The sequence below is a fragment of the Pseudarthrobacter sp. S3 genome (genome assembly GCF_050156905.1).
GTDB lineage: Bacteria > Actinomycetota > Actinomycetes > Actinomycetales > Micrococcaceae > Arthrobacter.
In genome coordinates, this window is sequence record NZ_CP189583.1 from 439,812 (window position 1) to 456,324 (window position 16,513).

17 protein-coding genes and 1 pseudogene are annotated in these 16,513 nt (G+C 66.3%); 15 read left to right on the forward strand and 3 right to left on the reverse strand.

Going from position 1 to position 16,513, the window contains the following annotated elements; translation table 11 throughout:
• The first annotated feature begins 29 nt into the window (after positions 1–29).
• The 4 genes from serS (at position 30) to ACQCSV_RS02150 (ending at position 3,035) form a co-directional block, all read left to right on the forward strand.
• The gene (gene serS, locus ACQCSV_RS02135) at positions 30–1,310 is read left to right on the forward strand and encodes a serine--tRNA ligase (RefSeq protein WP_354155478.1); all 1,281 of its coding nucleotides are present in this window, start codon (positions 30–32) and stop codon (positions 1,308–1,310) included.
• Positions 1,311–1,458: 148 nt separating this feature from the next.
• Positions 1,459–2,316, forward strand: coding sequence for an HAD family hydrolase (locus tag ACQCSV_RS02140; RefSeq protein WP_354155477.1), 858 nt, complete (start codon positions 1,459–1,461; stop codon positions 2,314–2,316).
• A gap of 249 nt (positions 2,317–2,565) precedes the next feature.
• On the forward strand, positions 2,566–2,742 hold the full coding sequence (locus ACQCSV_RS02145) for a hypothetical protein (RefSeq protein ID WP_354155476.1): 177 nt from the start codon (positions 2,566–2,568) through the stop codon (positions 2,740–2,742).
• Between the two features lie 44 nt (positions 2,743–2,786).
• Complete coding sequence (locus ACQCSV_RS02150) at positions 2,787–3,035, forward strand: hypothetical protein (RefSeq protein ID WP_426939081.1); 249 nt, start codon at positions 2,787–2,789, stop codon at positions 3,033–3,035.
• Positions 3,036–3,294: 259 nt separating this feature from the next.
• On the opposite strand, the gene ACQCSV_RS02155 is transcribed toward ACQCSV_RS02150, so the two are convergent.
• The 3 genes from ACQCSV_RS02155 to ACQCSV_RS02165 form a co-directional block, all read right to left on the reverse strand.
• A complete protein-coding gene (locus ACQCSV_RS02155; RefSeq protein WP_354155474.1) occupies positions 3,295–3,894 on the reverse strand; it encodes a hypothetical protein in 600 nt (199 codons plus the stop codon).
• A gap of 557 nt (positions 3,895–4,451) precedes the next feature.
• Positions 4,452–5,777 (reverse strand): carboxylesterase family protein, encoded by a 1,326-nt coding sequence (locus ACQCSV_RS02160; RefSeq protein ID WP_426939082.1) that lies wholly within the window; start codon positions 5,775–5,777, stop codon positions 4,452–4,454.
• Between the two features lie 121 nt (positions 5,778–5,898).
• On the reverse strand, positions 5,899–6,387 hold the full coding sequence (locus tag ACQCSV_RS02165) for an inorganic diphosphatase (RefSeq protein ID WP_354155472.1): 489 nt from the start codon (positions 6,385–6,387) through the stop codon (positions 5,899–5,901).
• 159 nt (positions 6,388–6,546) lie between these two features.
• On the opposite strand from ACQCSV_RS02165, the gene dacB reads away from it, so the two are divergent.
• The 11 genes and pseudogenes from dacB to folK all read left to right on the forward strand — a co-directional run bounded on the left by dacB (position 6,547) and on the right by folK (position 16,511).
• Positions 6,547–8,031 carry a D-alanyl-D-alanine carboxypeptidase/D-alanyl-D-alanine endopeptidase gene (gene dacB, locus ACQCSV_RS02170; protein ID WP_354155471.1) on the forward strand — a complete coding sequence of 495 codons (1,485 nt, stop codon included), beginning with the start codon at positions 6,547–6,549 and terminating at the stop codon, positions 8,029–8,031.
• A gap of 304 nt (positions 8,032–8,335) precedes the next feature.
• Positions 8,336–9,469 (forward strand): zinc-dependent metalloprotease, encoded by a 1,134-nt coding sequence (locus tag ACQCSV_RS02175; RefSeq protein ID WP_354155470.1) that lies wholly within the window; start codon positions 8,336–8,338, stop codon positions 9,467–9,469.
• Positions 9,470–9,565: 96 nt separating this feature from the next.
• A complete protein-coding gene (tilS, locus tag ACQCSV_RS02180; RefSeq protein ID WP_354155533.1) occupies positions 9,566–10,627 on the forward strand; it encodes a tRNA lysidine(34) synthetase TilS in 1,062 nt (353 codons plus the stop codon).
• 30 nt (positions 10,628–10,657) lie between these two features.
• Positions 10,658–11,209 carry a hypoxanthine phosphoribosyltransferase gene (gene hpt, locus ACQCSV_RS02185; RefSeq protein ID WP_282329812.1) on the forward strand — a complete coding sequence of 184 codons (552 nt, stop codon included), beginning with the start codon at positions 10,658–10,660 and terminating at the stop codon, positions 11,207–11,209.
• A 73-nt stretch (positions 11,210–11,282) separates the two neighbouring features.
• Positions 11,283–11,480: pseudogene (locus tag ACQCSV_RS02190) on the forward strand (substrate-binding domain-containing protein); the annotation flags it as partial.
• Between the two features lie 119 nt (positions 11,481–11,599).
• Entirely contained in the window at positions 11,600–11,773 is a 174-nt protein-coding gene (locus ACQCSV_RS02195) for a GH32 C-terminal domain-containing protein (protein ID WP_426939083.1), read from the forward strand.
• A gap of 178 nt (positions 11,774–11,951) precedes the next feature.
• Positions 11,952–14,018, forward strand: a complete 2,067-nt coding sequence (ftsH, locus tag ACQCSV_RS02200; RefSeq protein ID WP_282329811.1) for an ATP-dependent zinc metalloprotease FtsH — start codon at positions 11,952–11,954, stop codon at positions 14,016–14,018.
• Positions 14,019–14,028: 10 nt separating this feature from the next.
• Positions 14,029–14,673, forward strand: a complete 645-nt coding sequence (folE, locus tag ACQCSV_RS02205; RefSeq protein WP_354155469.1) for a GTP cyclohydrolase I FolE — start codon at positions 14,029–14,031, stop codon at positions 14,671–14,673.
• A gap of 10 nt (positions 14,674–14,683) precedes the next feature.
• Entirely contained in the window at positions 14,684–15,604 is a 921-nt protein-coding gene (folP, locus tag ACQCSV_RS02210) for a dihydropteroate synthase (protein ID WP_354155468.1), read from the forward strand.
• Between the two features lie 11 nt (positions 15,605–15,615).
• Positions 15,616–15,975 (forward strand): dihydroneopterin aldolase, encoded by a 360-nt coding sequence (gene folB / locus ACQCSV_RS02215; protein WP_185262250.1) that lies wholly within the window; start codon positions 15,616–15,618, stop codon positions 15,973–15,975.
• Positions 15,972–16,511 (forward strand): 2-amino-4-hydroxy-6-hydroxymethyldihydropteridine diphosphokinase, encoded by a 540-nt coding sequence (gene folK, locus ACQCSV_RS02220; RefSeq protein ID WP_354155467.1) that lies wholly within the window; start codon positions 15,972–15,974, stop codon positions 16,509–16,511. Before folB ends, folK begins: the two co-directional genes overlap by 4 nt.
• Positions 16,512–16,513 lie beyond the last annotated feature (2 nt).

A 16,513-nucleotide genomic window follows, 5' to 3' on the forward strand; every position in this document is an offset into this window, starting at 1 on the left:
GGGTCCGCCGGATTCGATACTCTTGTCTGGTGATCGACGTAAAAGAGCTCAGCGAAAACCCGGACAAGTTCCGTGCCAGCCAGCGCGCCCGCGGCGCAGACGAATCAGTGGTGGACGCGATCATCGCCGCGGACTCCGCCAGGCGTGCCGCCCTGATCCGCTTTGAAAACCTCCGCGCCGAGCAGAACGTTTTCGGCAAGAAGGTGGCGCAGGCCAAGGGCGACGAGAAGAAGGCCCTGCTCGCCGAGGTCAAGGAACTGGCCAACACTGTGAAGGCCGCATCGGCCGAAGCGGACGCTGCCCAGGCCAAACAGGACGAACTGCTGCGCACCATCCCGAATCTTATTGAAGACGGTGTCCCCGAGGGCGGCGAGGAGGACTACGTGGTGGTCAAGACCGTTGGCACGCCCCGAGGGTTTCCCGATTTCGAGCCGAAGGACCACCTGGAAATCGGTGAGCTGATCGGCGCAATCGACATGGAGCGCGGTGCGAAGGTGTCCGGCTCCCGCTTCTACTTCCTGCGCGGCGTGGGTGCACGCCTGGAGATGGCGTTGCTGCAGATGGCCATGGACCAGGCCATCGAGGCGGGCTTCGTACCCATGATCACGCCTACTCTGGTGCGCCCCGAAACCATGCAAGGCACCGGCTTTGACGTAAAGCACGACGCCGAGATCTACCGTCTCGCTGAGGACGACCTTTACCTGGTGGGCACCTCCGAGGTTGCCCTGGCCGGTTACCACGCGGACGAGATCCTGGACCTGACGGCCGGCCCCATCCGGTTTGCCGGGCAGAGCTCCTGCTACCGCCGCGAGGCCGGTTCGCACGGCAAGGACACCCGCGGCATCATCCGCGTGCACCAGTTCAACAAAGTGGAGATGTTCGTCTACACCACGGTGGAAAAAGCCGCAGCCGAACACGAACGGCTGCTGGCGTGGGAAGAGGAGATGCTGGCCAAGTGCGAGCTTCCGTACCGGGTGATCGACACCGCTGCCGGGGACCTCGGCATGTCTGCGGCCCGCAAGTTTGACTGCGAAGCCTGGGTTCCCACGCAGGGTGCCTACCGTGAGCTCACATCCACCTCGAACTGCACCACGTTCCAGGCCCGGCGCCTGAACATCCGCGAGCGTGTGGTCAACGACGAAGGCGTAGCCAAGGGAACCCGTGCCGTGGCCACGCTGAACGGCACGCTGGCCACCACCCGCTGGATCGTGGCCATCCTGGAGCACCACCAGAACGCCGACGGCTCGGTCAACGTCCCGGCCGGACTGCAGAAGTACCTCGGCGGGATGGAAGTCTTCCCGGTCCTGTAGCATTCGCTGATCCCTGGACGCAGGATTCATGGGCTTGCCGGATGTTAACACTCACACCGTGGATAACCCTGTGAGTATTAACCGGGTGTTCATGGGCGCTGTGGCCTGCGTCCTAGCCGGTGCAGGGGGTCTCTGGTCTACTGGATGTATGACTACATTGACTGAAACCACAGTCGCTGGCATCGATGACCAGCGGATCGCAAACGAATACACCACCAAGTTCATGATTGCCCTGGACGTGGACGGAACCTTGGTGGACCACGACGGGCACATGTCCGTGCCCGTCCGGGAGGCCGCAAAGGCCGTGGTCGCGGCAGGGCATGACGTTCTGATCGCAACCGGCCGCTCGCTAAACGCCACGCTGCCCATCATCGAGCAGATCGGCATCCAAAGCGGTTACGCCGTCTGCTGCAACGGCGGCGTGACACTGCGGCTGGATCCGGACCTGGCTGATGGCTACGAAATCATCCATAAGGCCACCTTCGATCCGGCCCCGGCGCTCCGGGCGTTGCGGGAGAAACTGCCCACCGCGAAGTATGCGCTGGAAGACGAGGACGGCAACTTCCTGTCCACGGAGCGATTCCAGGACGCCAGCTTCGGCGTAGAGGCTATCGGCGTTGACTTCCAGACACTGCTGGAAGCCACCGCCGTCCGGCTGGTGGTGTTCAGCACCGAAAACACCCCGGAAGAATTCACCGCAACCATCCAGGAGATCGGCCTGGCCGGTGTCACGTACTCGGTCGGATGGACCGCATGGCTGGACATCGCCGCGGAAGGCGTCACCAAGGCCAGCGCGCTGGAACGGCTCCGCGGCCAGTTGGGGACTGAACCCCACCGGACTGTGGCCATTGGCGACGGCCGCAACGACATCGAAATGCTGGGCTGGGCCGGGCGCGGAGTCGCCATGGGCCAGGCCGCGGAGGAAGTCATCGCCGCCGCGGATGAGGTCACGCATTCAGTATTCGACGACGGCGCCGCGCACGTGCTGCGCAGCCTCCTGGTGTAGGGCTGCTTCCGCCGCGCCTCGTCTCAAGTTTTTGGCCAGATGATGCCGTCTGATTGCCTGAAACGGGCACTATCTGGACAAAAACTCCCAAGCGGGGGCAGGATGGGCTAGTTCTCGTCCGTCCAGTTCGGTGGCCAACGCCGTCAATGGACCCACACCGTCCAAGTCCAGATTCTTGAGATCGGTCAGCCCCTTGGACTCGCCGATCCGCCGCCCGTAATTCAACCGGCTCGGGTCGTCCACCAGGACATGCAGCAGCCCCCCGCTGGGAATCACGATGGCACGCTCGCCCAGTTCACAGCTGAGCGTGCCGAGCGGGAGACCGTCAAGGGAGAACTGCCCCCGGTAGCGGACCTCCCCGAAGGCCAGAACACCGCCGCGCTCCAGGGTGCGCCCGTTGAGGCAGAAGACGCGGTACTGCCGTGACCGCTGACTCCGGCCGGGCCGGCCGTACCGCCTGGTAGACCCGTTTGCCGGGGCCTTACGGCATCGCAGCGTTAGCTGACGCGCCGCCGTCGCAACCGGAGCGCACGGTGCAGGACACGGCCCGCTTCCTGCCCGGACTTTCGGTCCTTCGTGCCGGACTGGCAGACGCCGATCCGGCGACCGCTTTCGAGGCGCTGTTGGCCGAGGAGGATATCCCGGTGGGCGAGCTGGCTCACCGCCTGGGCATCAGCCCGCTCCTGGCCTCGCCGGCTACTACGACCAGCCCCACCTGATCCGCACCTCCCGGCGCTTCAACGGATTTACGCCGTCGGTATACCTCCGGCTCATCCGCCAGCACGGCCCCGAGTACGCCACCTTCGTTCCCTTGGAAACCCCGACGGCGGTCCGCTGAGCGGGTGCCCATCGTGCCCGCTGCGGGCTGCGGCTTTTCTACAAGACAGTGCGGTGTTTGTGGGAACATTCCTGCTCGCCGTGGTGATGGCCGTGGTGCTAGCCGCCTTCATCGGCAACGGCGGCGTGAGCCAGCTGTGTTCAGCGCACCTCGAGGATGAGGGCCAGCAGCCGTGCGGCGGCGGGACGGGCAGCGTGTTCCTCGTTCCACTGGGCCCTGGCCACTCCCTTGCTAACGGCCTGGGTGGTAATTCCGAGTTCCTGGGCCACCGCCTTCTGCTGTCCGCGGACCCCGGGGGTCATGAGGTCAAGAACGCGCCATTCAGCCCCGGATCTGTTTCGCACAATATGGCCCAAGAGCCGCAGCACAGCCTCGGCCTCGTGGGCGATTTCCGCCAGCGGTCCTTCCACGGCGACCGGGATGCGTTCTTTGCTGTTCCGGAGCCGGTCCACCGCGCGCCGGGCGTAGATCAGGCCGTGACCGGAGGCATCCTTGATCTGGTTCGGCAGCGGTTCGTTGACTGGCCCGACGCCCAGCCCCACGTACCAGGAACCGCATCGCAGGGCGATCAGGGCTGCCTCCACGGCTTCGTGCGGGCAGTCCACAATGCCTTGGACTTCATCCTCCACAGAGCGGTCGAAGTCCAGGCGCGCGGGGATGTGCCGCAGGTCCTTCAGCAGCTGAGGGACGCGGTCGCCGTCGCGCCGGCTGTCGGTCTGGTTGATGGTCAACGTGAACATGTGGATCAAAGACTACCGGTTAGTAGTTGGCCCAAGGCAAGTCGGCGAGAGGTCCTGATTCAGGCAAGGTCAAGACTCGTGGCCGAGCTGATCTGAAGGGGACGCAGCGCCTGCAGTCCGGGAAACCGAACAGATCAGGCCCATGATTGCCGTGGGCTTCTTCGGAGCAGCCCTGCCTTTGTAGCTACGGGCCAACATGCCCCCGGCCTGCCGCCGTCCCTCGATGCCGTCGTGGTCCAGGACCGGCTGGACATCAGGGTTCCGGGGCCCGGCGAGGAATGGCAGAGAGGCGTCCGGCTAGCCAACCGGATAGTCGCTGCCGGTATACTGCCGGGGGTCATGCAACGGACCTTACCGCCGCCATGATGGACGCTCCGTGACGCGCGGACGGGGTTCTGAGACGCTAGTGTGCGGAGGGCCGGCGGCCCGGGGCCCGGAGGGACACATACACATGCCGTGGCTTGATGTGCTTGGCAATGACATCCACTACACGGCAGGACCTTCTGGTGGCGGCCATCCGCGACGCTGTATCCGGCACCTGAGAAAGCTCCCCGGGCTTACAGCGAGCGGTACTCGAGTGCCCCGGGAATCCCGCCAGTCTGACCAAGGCCGTCGCCGCGGGCAAAGTCCGCCCACAGCCGGCGCACCTCACGGCCCACGGCGTCGATCTCATCCCAGGTTGCGCCCTTGAGGAGCCCTGCGTCGGCCCAGGTCTGCTGGTTTCCGAACAGCAGCGGCAGGTCAACGGTGTGTGCGGCGCGGTAAAAGTTTCCCGGTGCGCCCCAGGACAGCAGGTAGCTGTAGGCCTTGCCTCCTGCGCGGGCGTGGCGGCGGGCAAATTTGCGGGCAGATCGGCCGTAGACTGCCTCCGTCACCGCCCAATTAATGGCCCGCACGGCAACGTCACCCAGCACGGGGACCTTGCCCAGCCAGCTGACCACTGGACTCCGGGGAAGGAACAGGCGGGCCTCGTCGGAGGTGTGCCCGATCAGCACCTCGATGCCCGGGGCCGTGGCGTTCCAGGCCGCCTCAACGCATGATTCAGGTGGCAGCGGGGCGTGCCCGTATTGGGTGCCGAACGGCATGGCTGCCATCAGGCCGTATTTCCGGGCCACCTGGGACACGTGGTCTTCGATGTCCACCACGTCCAGCATCGGGGTGTCTTCCGTGACGGCTTCGGCCGCGATGCCCATGGCGCGGCTCATCTTGTGCCGGCCGCGGGTGATCCCCAAAGGTGCACTCTGGATGATGGCCCGCTGAAACAGGGACGGCGCCTCCGGAGTGGCCATGAGGTGGACTACGGAGTCACCGCCTGCGGACTGCCCGAACGCGGTGACCCGCCCCGGGTCGCCGCCGAAGGCCGCGATGTTGCGCTGCACCCACCGGAACGCTTCCAGTTGGTCCAGGAGGCCGAGGTTCGCGGGTCGGCCGGTGCCGGTGGACAGGTAGCCGAACAAGCCCAGCCGGTAGGTCACGGACACCACGACGACCCGGTTCTCGGACACCAGGGACTTGGCGTCAAAGATCGCCAGGTCGCCGGAGCCCGACGTGTAGGAACCGCCGTGCAGCCACACCATGACCGGGACGTGCTCGCCGTCGGCAAGCCCTTCCGGAACGGTGATCGATAGGCGCTGGCAGTCTTCACTTCCGGGGAGCTCGCCATACCGGGTACCCAGGACGTCGTCCAGGAACGGAACAGGGCCCTGCGGGCAGGCGGGTGCGAGGGTGGTGGCGGCATAGTCGGCGGTCCAATCGGACGCGGTCACCGGAAGTTGAAAACGGCCCGCGGTGGCGTAGGGAATGCCGGTGGCCCGCAGCACCGAACCGTCCCGCCACCCGGTGATCGGTCCGCACGGAGGATTAAACGAAGGCTCGGAACTCACAGGGCAACGATTCCACAGAAACGCCGCGGCCGGTTAACGGGCAACGCGGGGTCACTTACGGCCCTTGTCCGTCGTCCGGATGGGCGTTAAGTGACCCCGCGTTGCAGTTGCGGAGCGGTGGCTAGTGCGCTGCCGGCACGAAACGCTTGATGGAAGCTTCCAGCTCGGCCTCGGCGGCGGCGCGGTCGCCCCAGCCCTCGGCCTTGACCCATTTGCCCGGCTCCAGGTCCTTGTAACGGGTGAAGAAGTGCTCGATTTCCTTGATCAGGAATTCGCTGACATCGCTGATTTCCTGGATGTGGTCAAAGCGGGCGTCAACCGGGACGCACAGGACCTTGGCGTCGCCGCCGCCGTCGTCGGTCATGTTGAAAACCCCGATGGGGCGGGACTCAACAATGACGCCGGGGTGCAGGTCGAAGTCCTGCAGGAGCACCAGTGCATCCAGCGGATCGCCGTCTTCGCCCAGGGTGTTCTCGAAGAACCCGTAGTGCGTGGGGTACTGCATGGAGGTGAAGAGGACGCGGTCCAGGCGGACGCGGCCGGTCTCGTGGTCAACTTCGTACTTGACTCGTGATCCCTTGGGGATCTCGATGGTCACGTCGTGCTTCATGGAATGCTCCTCGGCAATTGCAGGGGGGGGGGTCGCGGCACAGGAGACGAACAACAAAAAAGGAGTGTCGGTGCCGCCGACTACTATTGAGGATATAGCGACAGGCCCAGGTTTCAGGAACTTGCGGGGAAATTTCAGGACTTGAGGACCAGCACCAACATGAAGGAAACATCGGGCGCAGGCGCGTTCCGGCGCACGGTTCAGCGCGGGCTGCAGGCCTGGCCCACCGCGCTGCTCTTGGCCGTGATCGTTATCCTGGCACTCCCCGCCGTGTGGCTGGTTGCCCCTGCTTTCGTCGTCCCGCCGCCGGCAGCGACGCCGGTGGTGCCCGCCTGGCAGCAGCTCCCGGCCACGCTTTCCGCCCGTCAGGGCCTGGCTCCGCTTACGGAGTCGGCGCCCGTTCCGCTGCCCGCCGCTGTCGCCGCGCAGTTGGACGCCTTGTTAAAGCCCGACGGCGACGGCAGCTTCACTGGGCTTGTCCAGGATGCGCTCACTGGCCAGGTCCTGTTTGACCGGGGCGGTTCGGAGAGCCGGATCCCTGCCTCCAATATGAAGCTGCTCACCGCTGTGGCCGCACTCCGGGCGATCGGGCCGGACCGCCGTTTCGGCACCAGGGTTCTAGCTGGGCCCGCCCGCAATCAGGTGGTGCTGACCGGCGGCGGCGACGTCCTCCTGGGCGCCGGTGAGTCCGCGCCCAACCAGGTGATGGGCCACGCAGGGCTCGCCACCCTGGCCACCGCCACCGCGGACGCGCTCCAGGCCATTGGAACAACCGGCGAGCTGAAGCTTCTGGTGGACGATTCCCTGTTCAGCGGCCCTGCACTGAACCCAGCCTGGGCTGACGGCGACGTTGCAGCGGGCGAGGTGGCCCCCTTGTACCCGCTGGCGCTGAACTCGGCGCGCTTTGACCCGGCCGTGACCACCGGCCTGCGCCCCCAGGACTCTGCAATCACCGCCGCGGAGGCGTTTGCCGCGCAGCTCAAGACGGCAGGCGCCGCTGCGGGACTCACGGTAGCGGCCGGCGTCGAACGTTACACGGAGCCTTCCGGCGATGCGCTCCCCGCTGAAGAGCCGGGGGTCCTTGCCGAAGTCCAGTCCGCCACGGTGGGCCAGCAGGTGGACCTGATGCTGCAGACCTCGGACAACTATCTGGCGGAGGTCCTGGGTCGGATGGCTGCGTCGGCGGCCGGGGAGCCCGCCAGCAATGACGGCGCCACCTCAGCAGTCCGCACACAGCTCGTGGACCTGGGGATCCCCACTGACACCATGCGTCTGGCCGATGTGTCCGGGCTGGCGTTGGCGAACCAGGTCTCTGCCCGCCAGTTCGCGGAAGTGGTGCGTGCCATCACCTCCGGTACCGACACCAGGTTGCTGGCTGCGCTGGATGGATTTCCGGTCGCCGGGCTGACCGGAACGCTGGACAGCCGCTACGGGGATGGCACCACTGCCCGCGGCGCCGGCCTGGTGCGGGCCAAGACCGGGACCCTAAACTCGGTGATCGCACTCAGCGGATACGTGGTGGACGCAGACGGGCGGCTCCTGGTCTTCTCGTTCATCGGCAACGGTTTGACGCCTGGCGCTGCAGCTAACAGGGAGGCCCTGGACCGGGCCGCCACGGCGCTCGCCGCGTGCGGCTGCCGCTAAGGCTGGCAACTCGCTAGGACGTAGCGGAATGTCCCGAGTTCGCGGCAGGAGTTGCCTGTGCCGCCGCCGAAACCGAGGACTCCCCGGACAAACGAGCGCTGGGGCGGTACGGATCATGGGGTTCTCCTCGATGCGGGGCGGTTCTGTGGTCCCTACTTTGCCCGCGCTTGCTAGCAGGGCGCTTTCGGCATCCTGTGCGCCGGATGTGCCTGCGGACATCGCCTGAGGCCCGATGCGCCGGTGACCGTTCGCCGGTCAGCGAACTTAAGGACCATCTGCCGTCCGCTGTGATGTGATGGGGACTATGGAGACCACTGCGCGTGATTCGTCAGCCCCGGCATCGTCCAGCCCCGCCCAGGCCCTGATCAACTGGGACTTGGCCGCGTCCACAGCGGCCCGGTTGGCCTCCTCGGGGCCCACCCTCAACTCTGCGGAAATCGGCGAAGCCGTGGACAGCCTGCGCCGCCTCGCGGACGCCTCCGTCCCGCACGTCCACGAAATCACGGGCCTCGAAGCCGCAAGGGACCTCCGCGACTCCTCTGTCCTGGTGGTGGACCGGGCCAGCTGGGCCAAAGCCAACACGCAGAGCTTCGCCGTGATGCTCAAACCCGCGATGGAAAAAATGCTCGAAAGCCGCCGCGGCAACGTCAGCCCGGCGGCGGCCAGCGTCAGCGGCGCCGTCACCGGCAGCCAACTCGGCGCTGTCCTGGCGTTCCTGTCCAGCAAGGTTTTGGGCCAGTACGATCCGTTTGCCGCGCTCGCCGAAGGTTCCAAAGCGCCGGCAGCCGGCCGCCTGCTTCTTGTGGCGCCCAACATCGTGGCTGTGGAGCGCGAACTCAACGTCACGCCGGAGGATTTCCGGCTCTGGGTCTGCCTTCACGAACAGACGCACCGCGTGCAGTTTGCCGCCGCGCCCTGGCTCCGCCACCACATGCTTTCCGAGATTGACAACCTCAGCGGGCACCTGCTGGGCAACGTTGATTCGCTGATGGAGCGCGCGTCCGCCGCCGCACGTTCCCTCAGAGACCGGACCGCCACCGGCGATACTCCCGGCCGCGGCGCCATCCTGGACCTGCTGCAGAATCCCGAGGAGAAGGCGTCCCTGTCCCACCTGACGGCAGTCATGAGCCTGCTGGAGGGCCACGCCAATGTGGTGATGGATTCCGTCGACGCCAGCATCGTCCCCTCGGTCAGGACTATCCGGCAGCGCTTCACCGACCGTGGCAAGGAGCGCGGCGTGATGGAGAAATTCATCCGCAACCTCCTGGGCTTGGACGCCAAGATGCGCCAGTACTCCGACGGCGCCAATTTTGTCCGCGCCGTCGTGGCGGTGGCCGGCATGGAGGGCTTCAACCGGGTGTGGGAATCCGCCGAAAACCTCCCCACCGAGCCCGAAATCCATGACGCCAAGCTGTGGGTTGACCGGATGGGTCTGTAGGTGCCCCACGCCCCGAATGTGCCGGACGCCCGTACGGCTTTACCCGGCCGACGGCGGCCCGGCAGGCTCGCGCCCGTCGTCGGCAAGGCGCGCAAGATGGTCCAGAACGCCCTGGCAGAGGCCGGCTATCCGGGGCACGTGCTGGTGGCCTGCAGCGGTGGTCCCGATTCGATGGCCCTCGCGGCGGTGGCGGCCTATTTTGCCCGCCGCGGCCACGTTGACGGGCACGCCCTGACGGTGGGCGCGGTGGTGGTTGACCACCAGCTGCAGGAAGGCTCGGCCAAGGTGGCTGCCGCCGCAGTCCGGACATTGCAGGAACTGGGCCTCTCCCCGGTGGACCTCCGGACCGTTACCGTCGCCAGCACCGGGATGGGCCCGGAAGCGGCCGCCAGGGATGCCCGCCACGCAGCGCTGGAGGCTGCGGCCGGGGATCACGGGGCCACCGCTATCCTGCTCGGGCACACTCTGGATGACCAGGCCGAACAGGTCCTGCTGGGGCTTGCCCGCGGCTCCGGCACACGCTCGCTGGCCGGTATGCGCCCTGCCCGCGGCCTGTTGCTGCGGCCGTTCCTGGGCCTGCGCCGCGCGGATACCCTGGAGATCTGTGTCGTCGAGGACCTTGAGCCCTGGCACGATCCCAGCAATTCGGACCCGTCGTTTGCCCGCTCCCGGACCCGGGTGGAAGTACTGCCGCTGCTCGAGGAAAAACTCGGCCCCGGCGTGGCTGAATCGCTGGCCCGGACCGCGTCCATCCTGCAGCTGGACGCTGACTATCTGGAGGACGTGGCAGATCGCACATTTGCCGCCTTGGCCGAGCGGTCCGGACTCGAGATCGGCCTCCCGGAGGAGGCCCTGGGGGATCTTTCCCCGGCCATCAGGTTCCGGGTCATCGCCAAGGCAGCGGCCGACGTCGGGGGCCAACAGCCCAGCTACCAGCGCCTTCTGGCAGCGGAAGCGCTGCTGCGCCGGCAAGGTTCTGCCGGTCCCGTGGAGCTGCCAGGCGGGGTGAGCGTGTACCGGCTGTCCCTCGCCGAGCTGGCCCAGCGGGACGCGGCGGAAACTCGGCCCGCGACCCCAGACAGCGGCGCCCCCGTTCCCCGTGAAGCGGCCCGCTGTGGGAAGCTAGTATTCCGGCCTCAAAAACCGCCCCAAGAATAGTCGCACCCCGCATCTACACAGGAGCCATTGGTGGATTCAAACGACGTCCAGGCAGACCTCAAGCACGTTCTCTACACCAAGGAACAGATCCAACAGCGGATCGCTGAGCTCGCCGCGCAGATCGACAAGGACTACGAAGGCCGCGAAATCCTTCTGGTCGGTGTACTCAAGGGCGCTGTGATGGTTATGGCCGATCTCGCCCGCGCGCTCCACAGCCACGTTTCGATGGACTGGATGGCAGTGTCCTCCTACGGCTCCGGCACCCAGTCCTCGGGTGTTGTCCGGATCCTGAAGGACCTGGACACGGACCTGATGGGCAAGGACGTCCTGATTGTCGAAGACATCATCGACTCCGGCCTGACCCTGTCCTGGCTCAAGACCAACCTGGAATCCCGGGGCACCGCTTCTGTGGAGATCTGCACCGCCTTCCGCAAGCCCACGGCCGCCAAGGTGGAGATCGACGTCAAGTACATCGGCTACGACATCCCCAACGAGTTCGTGGTGGGCTACGGCCTGGACTACGCCGAGAAGTACCGCAACCTGGACTTCGTGGGCACGCTCGCCCCGCACGTTTACGAGTAAAGATTTAGGCACGGCAATGCCGGCGGCGGCCTCTTCGGAGGCCGCCGCCGGCATTTAAGCTGCCGAACCTACAGGATCCGCCCGTGCCGCCGTCGGAATCCTCCTGGCGGCCGGCCACACCCGCATCGGCTTCCTTAACAACACCAACGACGTCCCCGCCACCCGGGACCGCCTCCGCGGCTTCCGGGCAACACTCACGCAGGCAGGGCTCGACGGCGACGCGGCACCTGTCGAAGCGGAGATCTCCGCAGTGCAGGGAGGCTATGAGGCGCCCCACCCGACCATCTTGGACTGCCCGCCGGTGCTGCGCGATTCGGTGGCGGCGCCCGCGCGCTGACCGCTGCCGCGTTGCGCCAGTTACAAGGGCCAAGGCCAGAACCTACCCACACCGTGCTCACGCTGCGCATCGTCGTCGACCATTGCATGGTTGAGGTGTTCGCGCAGGGCGGGAAAGCGGTCCTGACCGACCTGGTCTTTCCGCGCGTTGGAAGCAGGGTTCGTCCATGTTTACCGCGAGCGGCACGGCCATCCTCCGGAAACTGGCTGTCGCCGCAGCCGGGCTGACCTGCGGAGTTCCGCTTTTGCCGTCCGCATCCCGCTACGCCCAGAGGGAACTTTTGCGCAGCACCGTGCGTGAATTACTCCGAACGGTGTATAGCTAGTAGCTGATGCAGGACCACACGCGCGCAGACTCACTCGCCGTGCAGCACTACCAGGAGGGACGGGGCCAGCCCCCGAACAGATGAAAGCTAAGAGTTTCTTGAAGGGCCCGGGCATCTGGATCGTTGTTGTGATCGCCATGCTCCTTGTGGCTTTTGCAACACTGGCTCCCGGTGGTGCGGCACGGATCGATACGGACAAGGGCCTTGAGCTCCTTGCCGACAGCGGCAAGGTTGAGCAGGCAAAAATCTTCGACGGCGAAAACCGCGTTGACCTGACCCTCAAGGACAACCTGGATGTCAACGGGCAGGACAAGGGCAAGAGCGTCCAGTTCTTCTTTGTCGACGCCCGCGCCGCCGACGTCGTCAAGGCCGTCACGGCTGCCAAACCCGCCAACGGCTACACGGACCAGCCGATCGAAAGCAACTGGTTCTCCGGCCTGCTTTCGCTGCTTATCCCTGTCATCCTGCTCGGTGCGCTGTTCTGGTTCCTGATGACCCGGATGCAGGGCGGCGGCTCGAAGATCATGCAGTTCGGCAAGTCCAAGGCCAAGATGGTCAACAAGGACATGCCGCAGGTGACTTTCGTGGACGTAGCCGGCGCGGACGAGGCCGTGGAGGAGCTCCAGGAAATCAAGGAGTTCCTGCAGGAACCCGCCAAGTTCCAAGCTGTGGGCGCCAAGATCCCCAAGGGCGTGCTGCTCTACGGCGCTCCGGGAACCGGCAAGACTCTCCTGGCCCGCGCGGTCGCCGGCGAGGCCGGCGTGCCGTTCTTCTCCATCTCCGGCTCGGACTTTGTCGAAATGTTTGTCGGCGTGGGCGCGTCCCGTGTCCGCGACCTTTTTGAGCAGGCCAAGGCCAACTCTCCGGCCATCATCTTTGTTGACGAGATTGATGCGGTCGGACGGCACCGCGGTGCCGGGATCGGCGGCGGCAACGACGAACGCGAGCAGACCCTGAACCAGTTGCTGGTTGAAATGGACGGCTTCGACGTCAAGACCAACGTCATCCTGATCGCGGCCACCAACCGTCCCGACGTCCTGGACCCGGCACTGCTGCGTCCCGGCCGTTTTGACCGCCAGATCTCGGTGGACGCCCCGGACCTGATCGGCCGCGACCAGATCCTGCAGGTGCACGCCAAGGGCAAGCCGATGGCCCCGGGCGTTGACCTCAAGGCCGTGGCGAAGAAGACTCCGGGCTACACCGGCGCAGACCTCGCCAACGTCTTGAACGAGGCAGCCCTGCTGACCGCGCGCTCCAACGCCAACCTCATCGATGACCGCGCCCTCGACGAGGCCATCGACCGCGTTATGGCAGGCCCGCAAAAGCGCAGCCGCGTGATGAAGGAACACGAACGCAAAATCACCGCATACCACGAAGGCGGACACGCCCTGGTGGCGGCTGCCCTGAGGAACTCGGCGCCGGTCACCAAGATCACCATCCTTCCCCGTGGCCGGGCCTTGGGTTACACCATGGTGGTCCCGGAGAACGACAAGTACTCCATCACCCGCAACGAACTGCTGGACCAGATGGCCTACGCAATGGGCGGCCGCGTGGCGGAAGAGATCGTCTTCCACGATCCCTCCACGGGAGCCTCCAACGACATCGAAAAGGCCACCTCCACGGCCCGCAAGATGGTCACCGAGTTCGGTATGAGCGAGCGTGTCGGCGCGGTACGCCTGGGCCAGGGCGGCGGCGAACCCTTCCTGGGCCGCGACGCCGGGCACGAGCGCAACTACTCGGACCAGATCGCCTATGTGGTGGATGAGGAAGTGCGCCGCCTGATCGACCAGGCGCATGACGAGGCGTACGCCATCCTCACCGAAAACCGGGACGTCCTGGACCAGCTGGCCCTGGAACTCCTGGAACGGGAGACCCTCAACCAGGCCGAGATCGCGCACATCTTCACGGACATCCGCAAGCGTGACTTCCGCGAGGTATGGCTGTCCAAGGAGACGCGACCGGTCCAGCAGGCCGGCCCCGTTGAGTCCCGCCTGGAGAAGTCTGAGCGCGAAGCCCAGCAGGAAGCCAAGGAAGCCCGCCTCGAGGAACCGCTGGACGCGCTGCCGCCGCACCCGCAGGGTGTCCCGGATGACGCTGCGTTCCAGGGCGGCATCCCCGACTCGGGGCCTGACGCCACGCACGGCTAAGCTTTCTTCTGTGACTCACATCGACGACGACGACGCACCCGCCTCCGCCGGACACCCGGCGGAGGACGGATCCCACCACAATAAGCACGAGAAGGTGGACCGGCCCCGGATCGAGGCGGCCGTCCGTGAAATCCTCCTGGCCATTGGCGAGGACCCGGACCGCGGAGGCCTCGTAGACACCCCCAAGCGGGTGGCCAAGGCCTACGCCGAAGTGTTCGCGGGACTGCACCACGATCCCGCTGACGTCCTCTCCACCACGTTTGACCTGGACCACGAAGAACTGGTCCTGGTCAAGGACATCCCGTTCTACTCAACGTGCGAGCACCACCTGGTGCCGTTCCACGGGGTTGCCCATGTCGGCTACATTCCCTCCCACGACGGCAAAGTGACCGGGCTCAGCAAGCTGGCACGCCTCGTGGATATCTACGCCCGACGCCCCCAGGTGCAGGAGCGGCTCACCACCCAGATCGTCGAAGCAATGGTCAGCCACCTCAAGCCGCGTGGCGCGATCGTCGTTGTCGAATGCGAACACATGTGCATGTCAATGCGCGGTGTCCGCAAGCCCGGAGCAAAGACCGTCACCAGCGCGGTCCGCGGGCAGCTTCATGACCCGGCCACCCGTGCCGAAGCCATGAGCCTCATCCTCGGAAGGTAAGTAACAGACCATGGACTCACTCGCTGCAGCCCCGGGAACCGGGCCCGCAACATCTCCGCTGCCCATCCTGCGCAAACCGCGCCCGGCCGCGACATTCGCGGACCTGCCCACCGGCCGCACCCTGGTGATGGGCATTCTGAACGTTACCCCGGACTCCTTCAGCGACGGCGGAAAGCACCCGACGGCGGACACCGCCATCGCGGCGGGCCTGCGGATGTTCTACGCCGGAGCGGACATCATCGATGTCGGCGGCGAATCGACTCGTCCCGGCGCGGAGGATGTAACCCTGGCGGAAGAACAGCGCCGGGTGATCCCAGTCATCGAAGCCCTGGTCAAGGCGGGCGCCCTGGTCAGCATCGACACCACTCACGCGGCCACGGCCGCTGCCGCCCTGAAGGCCGGCGCCGCCATCATCAACGACGTTTCCGGGCTGACCATCGAGCCGGAGATGGCCGAGCTCGTAGCCGCGTCCCAGGTGCCGTATATCCTCACGCACCGCCGCGGCGACGCCCGCACCATGGACTCCCTGGCCCAGTACCACGACGTTGCCGGCGAAGTGGTGGCTGAACTGGCCGGCGTCCGCGACAAGCTCTACGCAGCCGGGGTGGGCAAAGAGCAGATCATCGTGGACCCGGGCCTGGGCTTCGCCAAGAACGACGCCCAGAACTGGGAGCTCCTGCAACACCTGGACCAGCTGGACAGCCTGGGGCACAAGCTCCTGGTTGCCGCCTCCCGTAAGCGCTTCCTGGGCACACTCCTCACGGTCGCCGGCAAGTCCGCCGTCCCGGAGGAACGCGACGACGCCACGGCCGCGATCACCGCGATCAGCGCGGCCCGAGGGGCCTGGGCCGTCCGTGTGCACGACGTCGGTCCCAGCCTTGACGCCGTCAAGGTGGCCGCGCGGATGGCTCACGCCCCTACCACCACCTAGGCCGGGCACCCATGGACAGGATCACGCTGAGCGGTGTCACCGCCGTCGGCCATCACGGAGTCTTCGATTTCGAGCGCCGTGAGGGCCAGCCGTTTGTGGTAGACGCCGTGCTGCATCTGGACTTCGCCAAAGCGGCAGTATCCGACGACGTCCGGGACACCGCCCACTACGGCGAGGTGGCTGAGCGGATCACGGACTGGATCACGGGGGAGCCGCTGAACCTGATCGAGGCACTGGCCGTACGGATCGCGGATGGCTTGCTCGCCGAATTCACCATCCAGGCCGTGGACATCACCGTCCACAAGCCCAAGGCGCCCATCGAGGTGCCCTTCGGCGATGTGGCCGTCAGCGTGCACCGGGAGCGACCATGAGCGGCGGGTACACCAAAGCCGTCCTGGCCCTCGGGAGCAACCTGGGCGAGCGGAACGACACCCTGTCCGAGGCCGTTGCTGACCTGGTGGACCCGCCGGAGGTTCGCCTGCAGGCCGTTTCCCCGGTGGTGCAGACCAAGGCCGTGGGCGGCCCGGCCGGCCAGCCCGACTTCCTGAACATGATCATCACCGTGGAAACCACGCTGTCCCCGGCGGAGCTGCTGAAGCACTGCCAGGCTGTGGAAAACAAGCACCTCCGGGTTCGTGAAGTGCGCTGGGGACCCCGGACGCTCGACGTCGACATCATCACCTACGGCGACCTCACCAGTGACGACCCGGTCTTGACCCTGCCGCACCCGCGCGCCGCCGAACGCGCCTTTGTGCTGTATCCGTGGTCGCTCATCGAGCCGGCGGCCACCCTCGGCGGGGAACGCATCAGCGAGCTGGCTGCCCGCGCCCCCGACTTTGGCGACCTCACCCCGTTCGACGGTTTCGGCGACTACGACGGCGTCCCCACAGCCGGGACGGTCGAGTAACC